Source organism: Mucilaginibacter sp. SG538B, assembly GCF_013376065.1.
Lineage (GTDB): Bacteria > Bacteroidota > Bacteroidia > Sphingobacteriales > Sphingobacteriaceae > Mucilaginibacter > Mucilaginibacter rubeus.
In genome coordinates this window covers 183760-199231 of the sequence record NZ_JABMJI010000007.1, presented here as the reverse complement: position 1 = coordinate 199231, position 15472 = coordinate 183760, and the positions used below count along the sequence as shown (strand labels likewise).

Annotated in this window: 13 protein-coding genes; 9 read left to right on the top strand and 4 right to left on the bottom strand. The window is 42.9% G+C overall.

What is annotated here, in order from left to right; genetic code table 11:
* Window positions 1–205 (top strand): hypothetical protein (locus tag FHW88_RS30085; RefSeq protein WP_218117320.1); only part of this gene is annotated, 205 nt, incomplete at its 5' end.
* Between the two features lie 243 nt (window positions 206–448).
* Window positions 449–1834 carry a methyltransferase RsmF C-terminal domain-like protein gene (locus FHW88_RS28235; protein WP_176628863.1) on the top strand — a complete coding sequence of 462 codons (1386 nt, stop codon included), beginning with the start codon at window positions 449–451 and terminating at the stop codon, window positions 1832–1834.
* 243 nt (window positions 1835–2077) lie between these two features.
* On the opposite strand, the gene FHW88_RS28230 is transcribed toward FHW88_RS28235, so the two are convergent.
* A complete protein-coding gene (locus FHW88_RS28230) occupies window positions 2078–2761 on the bottom strand; it encodes a porin family protein (RefSeq protein ID WP_176628862.1) in 684 nt (227 codons plus the stop codon).
* 197 nt (window positions 2762–2958) lie between these two features.
* Between FHW88_RS28230 and FHW88_RS28225 the strand changes: the two genes are divergently transcribed.
* Window positions 2959–4671 carry a glycoside hydrolase family 3 protein gene (locus FHW88_RS28225; RefSeq protein WP_090534848.1) on the top strand — a complete coding sequence of 571 codons (1713 nt, stop codon included), beginning with the start codon at window positions 2959–2961 and terminating at the stop codon, window positions 4669–4671.
* Window positions 4672–4742: 71 nt separating this feature from the next.
* On the opposite strand, the gene FHW88_RS28220 is transcribed toward FHW88_RS28225, so the two are convergent.
* Window positions 4743–5309: a hypothetical protein gene (locus FHW88_RS28220; protein ID WP_176628861.1), complete on the bottom strand. Its 567-nt coding sequence runs from the start codon at window positions 5307–5309 to the stop codon at window positions 4743–4745.
* Between the two features lie 82 nt (window positions 5310–5391).
* Here FHW88_RS28220 and FHW88_RS28215 point away from each other — a divergent pair, with 82 nt between their 5' ends.
* Together FHW88_RS28215 and FHW88_RS28210 are read left to right on the top strand one after the other, a co-directional pair.
* Window positions 5392–8562 (top strand): ATP-dependent helicase, encoded by a 3171-nt coding sequence (locus FHW88_RS28215; RefSeq protein ID WP_176628860.1) that lies wholly within the window; start codon window positions 5392–5394, stop codon window positions 8560–8562.
* A 408-nt stretch (window positions 8563–8970) separates the two neighbouring features.
* The gene (locus tag FHW88_RS28210; RefSeq protein ID WP_176628859.1) at window positions 8971–10317 is read left to right on the top strand and encodes a M28 family peptidase; all 1347 of its coding nucleotides are present in this window, start codon (window positions 8971–8973) and stop codon (window positions 10315–10317) included.
* 100 nt (window positions 10318–10417) lie between these two features.
* Here the strand turns inward: FHW88_RS28210 and FHW88_RS28205 are convergent, their stop codons facing one another.
* Window positions 10418–11845 carry an L-serine ammonia-lyase gene (locus FHW88_RS28205; protein WP_176628858.1) on the bottom strand — a complete coding sequence of 476 codons (1428 nt, stop codon included), beginning with the start codon at window positions 11843–11845 and terminating at the stop codon, window positions 10418–10420.
* A gap of 138 nt (window positions 11846–11983) precedes the next feature.
* On the opposite strand from FHW88_RS28205, the gene FHW88_RS28200 reads away from it, so the two are divergent.
* Complete coding sequence (locus FHW88_RS28200; protein ID WP_217633233.1) at window positions 11984–12457, top strand: DUF5684 domain-containing protein; 474 nt, start codon at window positions 11984–11986, stop codon at window positions 12455–12457.
* A complete protein-coding gene (locus tag FHW88_RS28195; RefSeq protein WP_255485477.1) occupies window positions 12457–12816 on the top strand; it encodes a DUF2752 domain-containing protein in 360 nt (119 codons plus the stop codon). The genes FHW88_RS28200 and FHW88_RS28195 overlap by 1 nt, the downstream gene beginning before the upstream one ends.
* Here the strand turns inward: FHW88_RS28195 and FHW88_RS28190 are convergent.
* Complete coding sequence (locus tag FHW88_RS28190; RefSeq protein WP_176628857.1) at window positions 12810–13544, bottom strand: RDD family protein; 735 nt, start codon at window positions 13542–13544, stop codon at window positions 12810–12812. The genes FHW88_RS28195 and FHW88_RS28190 overlap by 7 nt on opposite strands.
* 90 nt (window positions 13545–13634) lie before the next feature.
* Here FHW88_RS28190 and FHW88_RS28185 point away from each other — a divergent pair, with 90 nt between their 5' ends.
* Both FHW88_RS28185 and FHW88_RS28180 read left to right on the top strand, forming a co-directional pair.
* Window positions 13635–14597, top strand: a complete 963-nt coding sequence (locus FHW88_RS28185; RefSeq protein ID WP_176628856.1) for a stage II sporulation protein M — start codon at window positions 13635–13637, stop codon at window positions 14595–14597.
* Window positions 14598–15470, top strand: a complete 873-nt coding sequence (locus FHW88_RS28180; protein ID WP_176628855.1) for a hypothetical protein — start codon at window positions 14598–14600, stop codon at window positions 15468–15470.
* Window positions 15471–15472: the final 2 nt, after the last annotated feature.

Here is a 15472-nt window from a genome sequence, read left to right as displayed (position 1 = left end):
TTTCGCTCTCTCAAGCACCCTTCCGTTTGGGTCTGCAAAGGTAGAAAACCTTTTCTTATTTCCAAAACTTTTTTATTTTTTATTTTTTAAAGTTTTGCAGTGTTTATCTTTCTTCTCTTTCCCTCTTCAACACCGATTCTTTTACCCTTTGTATGAACTACCGCTCCTGTTTGAAGCGGCTGCAAAGGTGCGGATTTCATTTTGATTTAGCAAGTGAAAATTTCACTTTTTTTAATCTTTTTATTCGCTTTTAATTTTCAAAAAACAACGCCTCTTTTTCTAAAGCGGTCACAAATGTACACAGAAAACCATCTACCAACCAAGATATATTTTCAAATAATTAAACCTATTTTACAACTACCTGTAAATTAAGGTAAAATACATCCCCAAACACCCTCATAATTAAGTAAAGACGGGCATTTAGCTAATGTGTATATTTGAAATGTATATGAATGAGCATAATTTCCCTCCGCATTTCATCGCATCATTGAGCGCGGAAAACGGCTTCGATGAAGAAAATTTTGTAAAAGCGCACCGGTTTGAGGAGGCTCCAACCTCTATAAGGGTTAATCCTTTTAAACCATCTGCCTTAAAAATTACACAAAATGTACCCTGGTGCGCCAACGGATATTATCTTGAAAGCCGCCCGTCGTTCACATTCGATCCTCTTTTTCATGCCGGCTGCTATTATGTACAGGAAGCATCATCAATGTTTATTGATCATATTTTTAAAACCATCAACCAAAATAATGATGATGCGGTAAAAGTACTTGACCTTTGCGCGGCACCCGGAGGTAAAAGCACCTTGCTTAATTCGGCCCTGCAACCTGCCGATTTATTAGTGGCAAACGAGATCATTAAAACACGCGTACCTATATTAACAGATAATTTGAATCGATGGGGTACAGCCAATACCATTGTCACTAATAATGACCCTAAAGATTTCGGGAGGCTGAAAAGTTTTTTTGATATTATACTCGCTGATGCCCCCTGCTCGGGCTCGGGCATGTTCCGAAAAGATCCGGACGCGATGAGCGAATGGTCGGAAGGGAACGTGAACCTTTGCCACCAGCGACAGGAACGCATACTGGCTGATATTTACCCAGCCTTAAAAGAAGATGGGTACCTTATATATAGTACTTGCTCCTACTCACACCAGGAAAATGAAGATATCCTGGACTGGCTTTGCACCGAGTTTGAGCTGGAAAGCATCCGCATACCTATTAATAAGGAATGGGGCATTGTTGAAACCCAGTCGCCGGAGAAAAAAGCCTGGGGCTACCGTTTTTACCCGGGTAAGATAAAAGGCGAAGGCTTATTTGCCGCCTGCCTGCAAAAAAAAGAAAACAGCGGCGATCTGGCCTCCTTTAAAAACAACACCCAGCAAAAATTGCCGGGCAAGGAGCTCGACCAGGTGCGCTCATATATTAATAACCCCGACGACCTTTATTATTTTAAGGTAAATGACGACTGGATGGCTATTAACCGCGCCCATAAAGAAAGCCTCAATATACTACAGCGACAGCTCTATATAAAAAAATCAGGCGTAATTATAGGTAAGCTTGCCGGTAAAGATCTGATCCCCGACCATGAACTGGCGCTAAGCCTTATAATTAATAAAGATGCAGTTTTGGAAACGCCCCTTAATAAAGATCAGGCTATCCAATACCTGCGCCGGGACAACATAGAACTATCCACAACAGATAAAGGCTGGACGCTCATGACCTATGAAGGGCATCCGCTTGGCTGGGCCAAATTATTGCCAAATCGGATCAATAATTATTATCCTAAAGAAATAAGGATCCTCTCGACGCATCCTCCGAGGGAATGGTAATATTATGCCTTTACGTTAGGGATTGAAGCGGATACCAGCCAATGTGGCTAAGGCCCTGCGCAGTATGAGCGGAAAGCCCGGCCGAAGGCAACGCCCTAATAAATAAAGATCGAACTTAAACTCACAAAATACGCTAAGCCGCAAAGTTTTGGAATCTCTTCCCCCTTTGCGGCTTAGCGTATTTGCATAAAAGTAAATGCTACATTAAAGTTACTGTGATCAATTACCGTGCTCCATTATTTATTATTGAAATTTAAACCCTAAACCAATTTGCCAAACCTGGTTACGGTAATCGGGCAGGTTTTGATCAGCATAAGGACGATTTTCACCAAGGTCGATATTATAACGACCGCGGATCTCCACATTGCGGTTAATGTCAAAACTTACGCCTACTACACCGGCAACGTAACTATGATTGGCATCATTGTCAATATGATCAACACTGGTACCTAAACCGCTTTCGTAAGTATTTTTGGTTGATGTTAAAAAGGTAAGCTGCGGACCAACCAGCAGGTTAAAGCCCCGTACCACCCTAAATTTAGCCAGTAAAGGCACATCAATATAATTAGTGCGCTGTGTAAATTTCCCGTCCCGGTCATTCACCTCATATCCTTTTTGCGAAAACAATACTTCGGGCGCAAATGATAGTGGGTAGATAATAGGCACATCAAAGGTTAAACCCGCGTGCCAGCCGGCAAGTGAACTGGAACTGTAATTGCTGTTATAAGCATCAACCGTATTTGAAACGTTTAAACCTACTGCTAAACCAACTTTGGGGGTGTAAAAATCATCATAGCGGCGTTGGGGCTGGGATCTTTCAACAACCCTGCGGGGTGGCCGGCGATGACGCGGTCCATAGTAATACCCCTGCGCGCTAACTGTCCCTACGGTAAAAAGGCACATTGCCAAGAAAAGTAATTTTTTCATCGTATTTGTCTGTTTTAAATAAGTGGCGGAAAAGTCTTTAGCCCGTTAGTTTATCGGTTACTGCCGGCTTTTCCTCGTATGTATGTTAATAATGTGATAGATTAATAAAAAACACAAAGGTTTATTAGCGGTTTGATTTTTGTAATAGTTGTAACATCATTTTCATCAAAAATTCAGAATAACGCTACATTTGGCCTATGCAAGCTTCTAAAACCCGCATTTTCTACCCGCTGATTATCATCTTCACATTTTTTACCGCCGATGTTTTTGCACAAAAAGAAAGTTATATCCAGTTGTTAGGCAAACAAAACCGCTGGGTCGACTCGGTGTATCATAAAATGAGCCGCAAGCAGCGGGTTGCACAATTATTATTTGTAAGGGCGCATACCAATAAAGGGAAAGCCTATGAAGATTCGGTTGGGCAGGTGATTAAAGAGCAGCAATTGGGGGGCGTTGTATTTTTTCAGGGTGGGCCGGTGCGCCAGGCCAACCTTATCAATAAGTATCAAAAACTGGCCAAAGTACCTTTAATTATAACTATGGACGGCGAATGGGGCCTGGGTATGCGCCTGGACTCTACCATATCATATCCATACCAAATGACCCTCGGCGCTATACAGGATAATAACCTGATTTACAAAATGGGGCAACAGATAGCTTATGATTTTAAACGCCTGGGCATGCAAATGAACCTGGGGCCGGATATGGATGTGAACAACAATCCTAATAACCCGGTTATCAATTACCGCTCTTTTGGCGATAACATGTATAACGTGGCCAAAAAAGGTATTGCTTATTTTAAAGGCATGCAGGATGCAGGCTTGCTTACTTCGGCCAAGCATTTTCCGGGACATGGCGATACCAATGTCGATTCGCATTTTGATTTGCCGCTGCTTCCTTATAGTCGTAGCCGATTAGATTCATTGGAGATGTATCCCTTCCGGGAAGCTATCAATGCAGGTATTAGCGGGGTAATGATCGCTCATATGGCGATCCCTTCCTTAGATAATACGCCCAAACTGCCCTCAACCCTTTCGCGCCCTATTATTACCGGAATCCTGAAAGATTCGTTAAACTTTAAAGGCCTGGTGATATCCGATGCGATGGAAATGAAAGGGGTAACCAAATATTTCCCCAAGGGCGAAGCCGATGTAAGGGCATTTATTGCCGGCAATGATATCATTGAACTATCTGAAAACTCCGACCGGGCTATCGGCCTGATCCGTAAGGCTGTGAGGCATGGCAGCGTTAGTGCTGTTGAGTTTGAAGCGCGGATCAAAAAGATCTTAGTTGCCAAATACTGGGCAGGGCTTAATCAATACAAGCCAACTGCTTTAACCAATTTAAGCCAGGACATTAACAGCGATGCCGCCAAAACACTGGTACAACAACTAAGCGACGCCGCGGTAACCCAATTGAAGAACAATAATGTAAAGCTTAATCCATTTTTAAAAACAGCCATCGTGAGTATAGGGGTAAGCTCGCCAACGCCTTTCCAGATGGAGGTTGTAAAAAGTTTCCCGAACAGCCGCATATTTATAGTTAATAAAGATGCACCGGCGATTGAAGTTGCCAATATCCTGAACTGGCTTAAACAATACCAGCAAGTAATTGTGGGCATACATGATGCCCGCCTGCGCCCGCAAAGCAAGCTTGACTACAGCAGCGATGTAAAACTGATGATTGCCGACCTGGCATCACGCAAAAACACGGCATTCAGTGTGTTTGCCAATGCTTATACTATAGCGGGTTTGCCGGGACTTGAAAAAGCTGGCAGTTTATTGGTTTGTTACCAGATGTCGCCCGAGTTGCAACAGTCGGCAGCGAAAGTGCTTAGCGGTCGGTTAAAGCCTACCGGTAAGCTGCCTGTAAGTGTAAATGCATTTTTTACAACGGGGATGGGGTTGTAGAAAAGAGATTAGAGACTGGCGATTAGAGGTTAGGTGCGCGCAGTTATAAATAATCTAACAGCCCATAACTGTTATTTAAACTGGCTTTCAATTAATACTTTTTTATTTTTCATAACATTCAACAGGTATTGTGCCTCTGGCTCATAAAGATCTTCTCCAAAGCAGAAGTTTCGCATGCCATAGTCAAATGCTATAGTTCCCTTTTCTTTATTCCGGTAATAAAATACGAACCAAAATTTCCTGTCAGATTCCGAATCTATTTCCCTGATCCTAAACTCCCTGCATTCATTAAGATCGTAAACTTTTTCGCGGGTAAAAAGATCATTTTTTCGGTTGATGCTGAAGGTGCCCATTCCAATTTCGATGATCTCCTTGCCCCAAAACAACCAAATTATCGTTTTTACTGCCGTAACTCCGCCAAGGGCCCAACCGCCTATCCATAGCAACATGAATACGCGGCCAAATTCGTTAGGGGAATTGAAAAGTTCACCAAATGCAGATGCTCCAAAATATCCCCAAAAAGTTATCCAGCAACAAATCCATATAATGGAGATATAATTTCGTTTTACAGGAATAGTAATTTTGAGATACTCGAAATTATCCTCAACTATCGCCCGCCCCTGATAAGGTTTTTCCATGGTTAATATTATGGCCTAAATATCATATTTATTATCCTGTTTGCAAATGCAGCAGCATCCTTTTTTATCTTTACTAAATATTATGCAATCTACATTCAATAAATATAACGCTAAATTTCAGGAAGCCTTAGCCGGTTTAAACCCCGAGCAGTTGGCCGCGGTTAACAAAATGGACGGGCCGGTACTTGTGGTAGCTGGCCCCGGTACGGGTAAAACGCAGATCCTGGCAGCGCGGATAGGCAAAATCCTGACTGATACAGACGCTTTACCCAGCGAAATCCTGTGCTTAACGTATACCGATGCCGGCGCAGTAGCCATGCGCAAACGTCTGTTCGAATTTATCGGCCCCGATGCTTATCGTATTAATATATATACGTTCCATGCGTTTTGTAATGAGATTATCCAGGAGAACCTCGAGTATTTCGGCAAACTGAATTTGGAGTCGCTTTCCGACCTGGAATCAGCTATGCTATTCCGGGAACTGGTTGATGAGTTCCCGAACGATCACCTGCTGAAGCGTTTTACGGGCGATATTTATTATGACGTTCCCCGGCTTAAAAGCCTGTTCAGCACTATGAAGCGGGAAAACTGGAACGCCGAAATGATTGAGCAGGCGGTAAATGACTATCTTGAAGATTTGCCTAACCGCGAGGAGTTTATTTATAAACGGGCTAATGCCAAAGCAGGCATTAAAGTTGGCGATCCCAAACAAAAAGATATCGACGCCGCGCATGATGTAATGAAAAAGTTGCTGGCTGCTGTTGGAGAGTATCAAAACTATACAGAAAAAATGAAAAGCCGCGGCCGCTATGATTATGACGACATGATCATTTGGGTGCTGCGCGCGTTCCGCGATAATGAGGAGATCCTGCGCCGCTACCAGGAGCGTTACCAGTATATTTTGGTAGATGAGTTCCAGGATACCAGCGGATCGCAAAACGAGCTACTGCGTTTCCTGCTTAATTATTGGGATACCCCGAATGTTTTTGTGGTAGGCGATGATGATCAGTCGATCTTTAAATTTCAGGGAGCCAACATGAAAAACATCCTTGATTTTGCCAATGACTATGTAGATACACTATACACCGTAGTGCTAAAACATAACTATCGCTCCAGTCAGCAGATCCTCGATATTTCAAAAGCGCTTATCGACAACAATTTTGAGCGATTGACCAGTCAGCTTAATTTAGATAAAGCTTTAAAATCGTCGCACCCGCGTTTTAATAACCTGTTGGTTGAGCCGGTGATCCGGGAGTACGAAAACCCTGATAAAGAACTGGTTGATGTATCGCTACAGATAAAACAACTGGTGGCTGATGGCGTGCCCCCCGGCGAGATAGCAGTTATCTATCGTAATCACAACCAGGTTGAGGAAATGATCAAATTCCTGGATGTGCAAAAGATCCAGGTAAATACCAAACGCAAGATAGATGTGCTTACCCAACCCTTTGGCGAAAAAATCATCAACATACTGCGTTACCTGGCCATGGAGCTCGATTCGCCATACAGCGGGGATGAATTGTTGTTTGAGATCATGCATTATGATTTCTTTAACATCCCCCCTATTGAAATTGCCAAGGCAAGCGTTGCTGTGTTTAAAGAAAACTTTGGTACCCTGGCTTACAATCAGCCTAAAACTTCTATCCGCCGTTACGCAAGCGAGATGAGGCCACCCAAACAAGCAGACCTTTTTCACCCCGACCAGCAACAGGAGATGCGGTACCTGGTAAGCAATATTGATTACCTGCTCAAAGAGTCGGTTAGCGTTACGCTGCAACAGCTTTTTCAAAGTGTGATAGCCAAAATGGGCATCCTGAAATATATCATGCAGCAACAGGATAAGGGCAGCTACATGCAAATGCTTACCAGCTTTTTCGATTTCCTGAAAGATGAAAGCCGCAAAAGGCCCGACATCAGCCTGCCTGATTTGATCTCGACCATCGAAATGATGAAGAAACATCAGATCCGCCTGGAGCTTAACCAAAGCATCTTTTCGGAGAACGGTGTTAACTTCCTCACCGCACACGGCTCAAAAGGGCTTGAGTTTGAATATGTGTTTTTTATTGGCTGCGACAAACGTACCTGGGACAGTAAAGGCCGGAACAGCGGTTTCAGCTATCCCGACACACTTACCCGCTCCGCCGCTGATGAAATTGCACAGAAAGAGGAAGCACGCCGTCTGTTTTATGTGGCGGTAACGCGTGCCAAGCAGCACCTTATGATCTCATACGCTGCCAAGGACAGGAAAGACAAAGACCAGGAGGCAAGCCAATTTATAGGCGAGATATTAGCCAGCACCAATATGCAGGTACACTATCCTAAAGTGGATGCCATGGATATGATCGAGTTCCAGGCAACCCAATTCAGCGAAGCCGAAAAACCAAAAGTTGAATTACTGGATAAAAACTACATCAATCAGCTGCTGCAGAATTACACCCTATCAGTAACCCACCTGAGCAGTTACCTGGACTGCCCGCTGCGGTTTTATTTTCAGTGTTTGATCAGGGTGCCATCGGGTAAAAGTCCAGCGGCTACTTTTGGACAGGCGGTACACTGGGCACTCAACAAAACTTACAGGCAGTTGAAGGATAATGATAACGAGTTTTTGAGTACGGAAAATTTCATGCGCGAGTTTAGATGGTATATGGCCCGCAATCGCGATTCATTTACTAAAGATGAGTTTAAACTGCGCTCGGCCTATGGCGAAAAGATCCTGCCGCCATACTACGAGCAAAATGTACCGCACTGGAACAAAATAGCGGTAACCGAGCGCCCTATCAAAAATATTGAAGTACACGGCGTACCTATTAAAGGAAACCTGGATAAAATTGAATTTGAAGGCAAGCAGGCCACGGTTGTTGATTATAAAACGGGTAAAGTAAAAAATGCCAAAGAAAAACTGATGCGCCCAACCAATGATCTGCCAAACGGAGGCGATTACTGGCGCCAGGCAGTTTTTTACAAGATCCTTGTTGATCATGACCGCAGTAACGACTGGGAAGTTGTAAGCACTGTATTTGATTTTGTTGAACCCGTAGCCGACAACGAATATTACCGCGAAAAATTTGTGATAACACCCGATGACATGGAAACGGTAACCGGCCAGATCACCGAAACTTACGCTAAAATCATGGCACACGATTTCAGCACAGGCTGCGGCAAAAAAGAATGCGATTGGTGCCATTTTGTAAAAAGCAATTTTAAACAGGCTGATGAGATTTTGGGGATTGTTGCGGAGGAGGAAGGGGAATAGTTTTTTAACGTAGAGACGCATTACATGCGTCTCCCACAGGACAAGCAACCAGAAAAGACAGTTCAATAGACGCAATTATGCGTCTCTACATAAAAAAAATTACTACCATACCATATGAAACACATCCTCCCGTTTTGCCTTTGGCGGTGTGATCACATTGACCACAAAAAGAAACGACAGGGGTTAACAGGGTTAACACAAATTCGAATATTTCTTAATATTAATCTAACAATCAGCTATTTATAAAAGGTACAGAGTTACACTAAAAATGCCCTGTGATCGGTGTTACCACCTTAAACGTACAAATTTAAACTCGCCATAGGAGAAATCGCATCACGTGATTATTACAATATGTTTCATTCTGCAAATTCATTAATTCCATAAATTCGGGTTTCAGACATACATCATATGAAACACATCCTCCCATTCCTCCTCCTCATCTTAACCTTGCCTGCCACTGCCCAAACCATCATAAAACAGGACGCTGGCATTAAGCAAATGGTTGATGAGGTATCAGCCAAAAACATTGAGGCTACCATCCGCAAACTGGTTAGCTTTAAAAGCAGGCACACGCTGAGCGATACCACCAGCAAAACCACCGGCAGCGGTGCAGCACGCAACTGGATCAAGGCCGAAATGGAGAAATATGCGACTGAGTCAAACGGGAGGATGACCGTGCAGTTTGATACGTTCACACAGCCTAAAGGCACACGTATCGATAAACCCATTAAACTCAAAAACGTACTGGCCACACTGAAAGGTACCGATCCGAATGATACCCGGGTGTATCTGGTATCGGGACATTATGATTCACGCATCAATGACGTGATGGACACCAACGGAGCTGAACCCGGAGCAAATGATGATGCCTCAGGCACCGCACTTTCGATGGAACTGGCCAGGGTGATGGCTAAAAGATCGTTCCCTGCCACTATTATTTTTATGACTGTGGTTGGCGAAGAACAGGGACTTTACGGATCTGCCAACGTAGCCAAGCGGGCCAAAGCCGAAAAGTGGAATGTGGATGCCATGCTGAATAATGATATCGTTGGCAATACTTACGGCATGGAAACCGACCTGAAAGATAACCGCAGCGTACGTGTTTTTAGTGATGGTGTACCTACAGCAGCTACCGATAAACAAGTGGCAGCTTTGAAATCATTAGGAGGGGAAAATGATAGTCCGTCGAGGCAGTTGGCAAGGTATACCAAAGAAATTGGCGAGCGTTATGTTGATCAATTAGACGTAAAGCTTATTTACCGGCGAGATCGCTATTTGCGCGGTGGCGATCATTTGCCATTTTTAGAACAGGGCTTTACGGCTGTAAGGTTTACTGAAATGAACGAAAACTTTAACCGTCAGCATCAGAATATCCGCGCCGAAAACGGTGTTGAGTACGGCGACCTGCCCGACTTTGTTGATTTTAATTATGTGCAAAAAGTAGCCCGCATGAACCTTGCAGTATTGGCTAATCTCGCTTCAGCCCCGGCCGGGCCTCAGAATGTAGGCGTGGTCACCAGCGACTTAACCAATAAAACTAAACTAAAATGGGAAGCTCCCGCTACCGGTAAAAAACCAGCCGGTTATTATGTACTGATGCGCGAAACCATCAGCCCTTATTGGGAAAAGAAATTCTACGTAACCGACACTATAGCTACGTTGAATTACTCAAAGGATAATTACTTCTTCGCGGTACAGTCTGTTGATGCTGAAGGGCACGAAAGTTTGCCGGTGTTTCCGAAGCCGGTGAGGTAGATAATCAAAAGATTGTAGGTTAGATAATGGACATTAGATTTTGCACTCAAGAAAAATGATTTTTTTGAATTTGATTCACGGCTGTTTAAGAAGGGAGTAATTAGCACTCCGGCAAACTGATAGGGATATTAATTGCCAATCCGCCATCACTTGTTTCCTTATACTTTGAGTTCATATCAAGCGCGGTTTGCCACATCGTTTTTACCACTGCATCAAGGCTTACCTTCGCTTTTTCGGGATTGCTTTGCAACGCCAGTTGTGAGGCAGTGATAGCTTTGATAGCACCCATGGTATTACGTTCAATGCAGGGGACCTGTACCAACCCACCAATCGGGTCGCAAGTGAGGCCGAGGTGATGTTCCATGGCTATTTCGGCAGCCATAAGTACCTGGCGTTGGGTACCGCCCATACATTCGGTTAATGCTGCCGCAGCCATGGCAGATGATACGCCAATTTCGGCCTGGCAGCCGCCCATGGCTGCCGATATGGTAGCGCCTTTTTTAAAGATACTTCCGATCTCGCTGGCAGTAAATAAAAAATTCATGATCTTTTGTTCGGTATTGCCATCGCAAAAAGCAATATAATATTGGAGCACTGCAGGAATAACACCTGCGGCGCCATTTGTTGGCGCAGTTACCACACGGCCAAATGAAGCGTTCTCCTCATTAACGGCTAATGCAAAACAGCTTACCCAATCTAAAGTATTTTTAAAGCTATCGCCGGTATTCCTGATAGCTGCAACCCATTCCTCATAATTGCTATATTTATTGTTGCCGATGAGCTTTGCGTTTAATTTTGCGGCGCGCCTTGCCACATTTAACCCGCCAGGCAATTGGCCGGTAGTGTGACATCCCCGGTAAATACACTCTTTTAATGCCTTGAAGATATTCAATGCCCCGGTACGGGTTTCCTGTTCGCTGCGCCAGGCCAGCTCGTTTTCGGCCACCACTTCCGAAATCCGAAGACCTGTTTTGATACACCAGTGCAGCAGATCGGCTGCGGTATCAATCGGGAAGGGAAGGTCAACCTCCGCTTTTGATTGCCCTGAAGCACCTTCCTTCACAACAAAACCACCTCCTATCGAGTAGTATGTTTCAGAAATTGCCTTTCCGGTACTTAAAAATGCCTGAAAAGTTACCGCGTTTGGATGATAAGGTAAGCTTTCGTTAAACAGGAACAGCAGGTCATCCTCAGCATAAAAACTCAATGGTAAAATACCACCGATGATCAGTTCATGCGAGCTTTTGATCTGCTCAATTTTAGGTATTACCTGGTCCACCTCGAAAGTAACCGGGTCATCGCCGCTTAAACCTAATAATATAGCTATATCCGTACCGTGCCCATGACCTGTTTTGGCTAATGAGCCATATAATAAGATCTTAACCTGCTGCACCATAGGCAGTACCCCCTGTTGCTCAAGCGACTGCACAAACTGCTGCGCGGCACGCCAGGGGCCAAGCGTATGCGAGCTCGACGGGCCAATGCCTATCTTAAACATATCAAAAACCGAAATCTGTTCTCTTTGCATCAAGTCAAAATTAAGGATAAATTATAATTACAGGTTCTATAATAAATACGTTATGCTAGTGCTTTTGATAAAAATAATTTATAATTTGCATTGAACTTAAACAAATAATACACTTAAACTTAAACACTAAACAAAATTATGGATTCTTACACTTCTTCTTCCGACATGTCTGCGGGCATGGCTGGTGCTATTTTTGGTGCATTTTTCATCCCGTGCCTTATAATCTGGGTTATCGTGGTGATTAGTAGTTGGAAAGTGTACACCAAAGCAGGAAAACCTGGTTGGGCGTCAATCATTCCAATTTACAACATCATTGTACTACTTGAGATAATTGGAAAACCTATATGGTGGATTATCATGCTTCTGATCCCTTGCGCTAATATAATTTTTGGTATTTGGATGATTAACCTGTTAAGTAAAAGCTTTGGTAAAAGTGAAGGTTTTACAATTGGTCTGATTATCTTCCCGTTTATTTTTTATCCGATTCTTGGATTTGGAAGCGCAACCTATTTGGGTCCATCTGCCAAAGAAGCACAGGGCGCTGCACCATTTAACCCAAATGATTACCGCGATCCGTTCAATAATCAAAACCCACCTCCACAAAACTATTAATGTGGGTAAATAATATCATGATATATGCTTCCTGCAGCCCGTTGGGATTTATCCACTGGCTGCAGGGGCATTTGTTACCTTGTCCTTTTAAATATCTTACGGGTATTGATTGTCCGGGCTGTGGTTTTCAGCGATCGGTTATAGCCCTTATCCGGGGCGATCTTCAAAAAAGCTTCCTTTTATATCCCGCGGCTATTCCGCTGATCCTTTTTTTTATCTACGGCATAGCCGATGTTATTTTTAAACTCGATACTGATAAAGCCGTTGTAAAGAAAACCGTTTTTATGATCAATGGTAATATCGTGCTTATCAGCTATGTTATAAAGATGTGGCATCTTTATAATCACGTTGCTTATTGATAAGGCTCAGACATGGCGCTTACATGGCTGTAATCTTTAATAATGGCCTGTAAAAACTGCAGGTCATTCATATCGGGGGGCAGGGCGGATATTTTGAGATGTTCTTTTAATTTGAGCGCCATATTGTAAACCACAACGGCATTATGTGTTTTCATGTAATTATGTATCACGTCGGCTATCAGCCTTACATCGTTATCGTTTAGCTCAGCTACTTCTTTAAAAGTAGGTTCATAATCGTCGCCCGATGGCCTGAATGTTAAGCTGTCTATTTTGGTACGCGGATGTGTTTTTACCATAGCTGTTCCGGCAACCACATCTCCTATACGCTGGCCGTTTTCAGTCACCAGGGCGCAAAGTAACGCGCCAAGGTTAAGGGTAATGCCAAAATCCACCATCCGCATCAGCCATCTTAACAGGTATTGACCAAAACGGGGGCGGTTGCCATTGAGGCTGATCACCCGTATCTTCATTATCCGCTTGCCAACGCTTTGGCCGTTAAGCAGCGTTTCGCAAATCAAATCGTAAAATACAAATATCGCCGCCATGATAATTGCGCACGTTACCAGCACGCTTTCGGGCATCTTTCCGATGATCAGAAAAATAAAAATGAAATAGAAAGCAATGAAAATGGCGTAATCAATTATGCGGGCAACTATCCGTTCGCCGAGGCCGGCTATTTCATAGTCTATATCAATATTCTGTGTTGTGTGTACGGTTATGGTTTGCATCTTAACAAAGATAAATTTGTTAGTGTAAAATATGATTGCATATTAAAGATTTGTGAGTATTTTAACAAAAAATAAAACCTGCTTTTTAAAATGCGTGAGGCGTTGTTTATCAAACAAAATACCGAAAAATGGAAGGCCTATGAAACCAATAGGCCAACCGATCCGGACGAGCTTGCTGCCGCATTTATAGCCATTACTGATGATTTGGCATACGCCAAAACTTTCTTTCCGCAGTCAAATACAACAAAGTACCTTAACGGGCTTGCATCAACCTTTCACCAGGATATCTACAAAAATCAGAAGGAGAAAAGCAACCGGTTCGCAGCTTTCTGGCGATACGAACTGCCGCTGCTTTTTTTTCAGCACCGCAGGCAGTTATTGTATTCGCTTATCTTCTTTGCGGTTTTTACCTGTATGGGAGTTCTTTCGGCCAAATACGATAATCATTTTGTACGGCTTATCCTTGGCGATGATTATGTGAACATGACCAATGATAACATTGCTAAAGGTGATCCTTTCGGTGTATATAAAAGCAGTTCTTCGGGGCTGATGTTTTTACAGATAGCCATCAATAATGTTTATGTCGAACTGCGCTTTTTTGTGATGGGCTTATTTTTTTCTGTTGGTTCATTATACGCCAGTTTAATGAACGGCGTTATGCTTGGCTCATTTCAGTATTATTTTTTCAGCAAGGGACTTGGAATCCAATCCATACTGGTGATCTGGATCCATGGTACGCTTGAAATGTCGTCGTTTATTGTGGCCGGTGGTGCCGGTTTAGTACTTGGTAACAGTTTGTTGTTTCCCAAAACGTATACCCGGCTGCAATCATTAAAAAAAGGCGCGCTTGAGGGCTTGAAAATTACAGTAGGCCTTATTCCCATCATATTATTAGCCGCTTTTTTTGAAAGCTTTGTAACGCGCCATACCGAAATGCCTGTTTGGTTAAGTATTATTATATTAGCCTCATCATTACTGTTCATGATATGGTACGTGATACTTTATCCTGCAAAACTGAATAAAAACCTAAACTATATTAATACCGATCATTAAATGAAATATATTATTGAACTGAGGAGGATCCGTGATTTTGGCGAAATAATAAATGACACCTTCACCTTCCTGAAACAGAATTTCAAACCGCTTTTTTCGTCATTACTCGTTATCTGCGGCTTTTTTGTGCTGGTTGGTACTGTTGCCACTGCATTTTCACAATTATCTGTTTATGACAGTCTTGATCCAGGCGTTAAAGGCGACTATAACAGCACCCTCAAAGTGGGTATAAGTGCTGCTGCAAACGGTTTCGTAATGATGCTGGCGCAATTTTTTATATACCTTACCACCCTGTGTTTTGTCGCGGTTTATCTTGAAAAAAAAGGAGATAAACCAACGGCGCAAGACGTTTGGGGTTATTTTAAATATTACTTTTTCCGTTCGTTAGGGAGTGGTCTTTTATTATTCATCCTGCTCATTTTCGGTTTTTTATTTTGTATAATACCAGGAATATATCTTACGCCGATATTTTACCTTATTTTGCCAACCATGATCATGGAGAACGCCTCATTTGGATACTCATTCAATAAAGGCTTCCGGCTTATAAAAGATCACTGGTGGATGGTTTTTGGGATCATATTTGTTTGTTCGCTGATAGTTAGCGTAAGTAATTCAATTGCCAGTATACCTTTAATGCTTGTTGCCTCATTGCGGATCCTCGTTTCTTTTAAATATCTTTCAATAGCAGCAGTGATATTTTTTAGTATGCTTCAAAATATTTTACTACTTACTTATGCTATTCCGACCATAGCCATTGCCTTGTGTTATTTTAGCCTCCAGGAAAGAAAAGACGGAACCGGGATCTTAGAACGTATAGAAGCATTTGGCACACATGCCGATAAAGCCGACGATCTGCCTGCCGAACAATACTAATT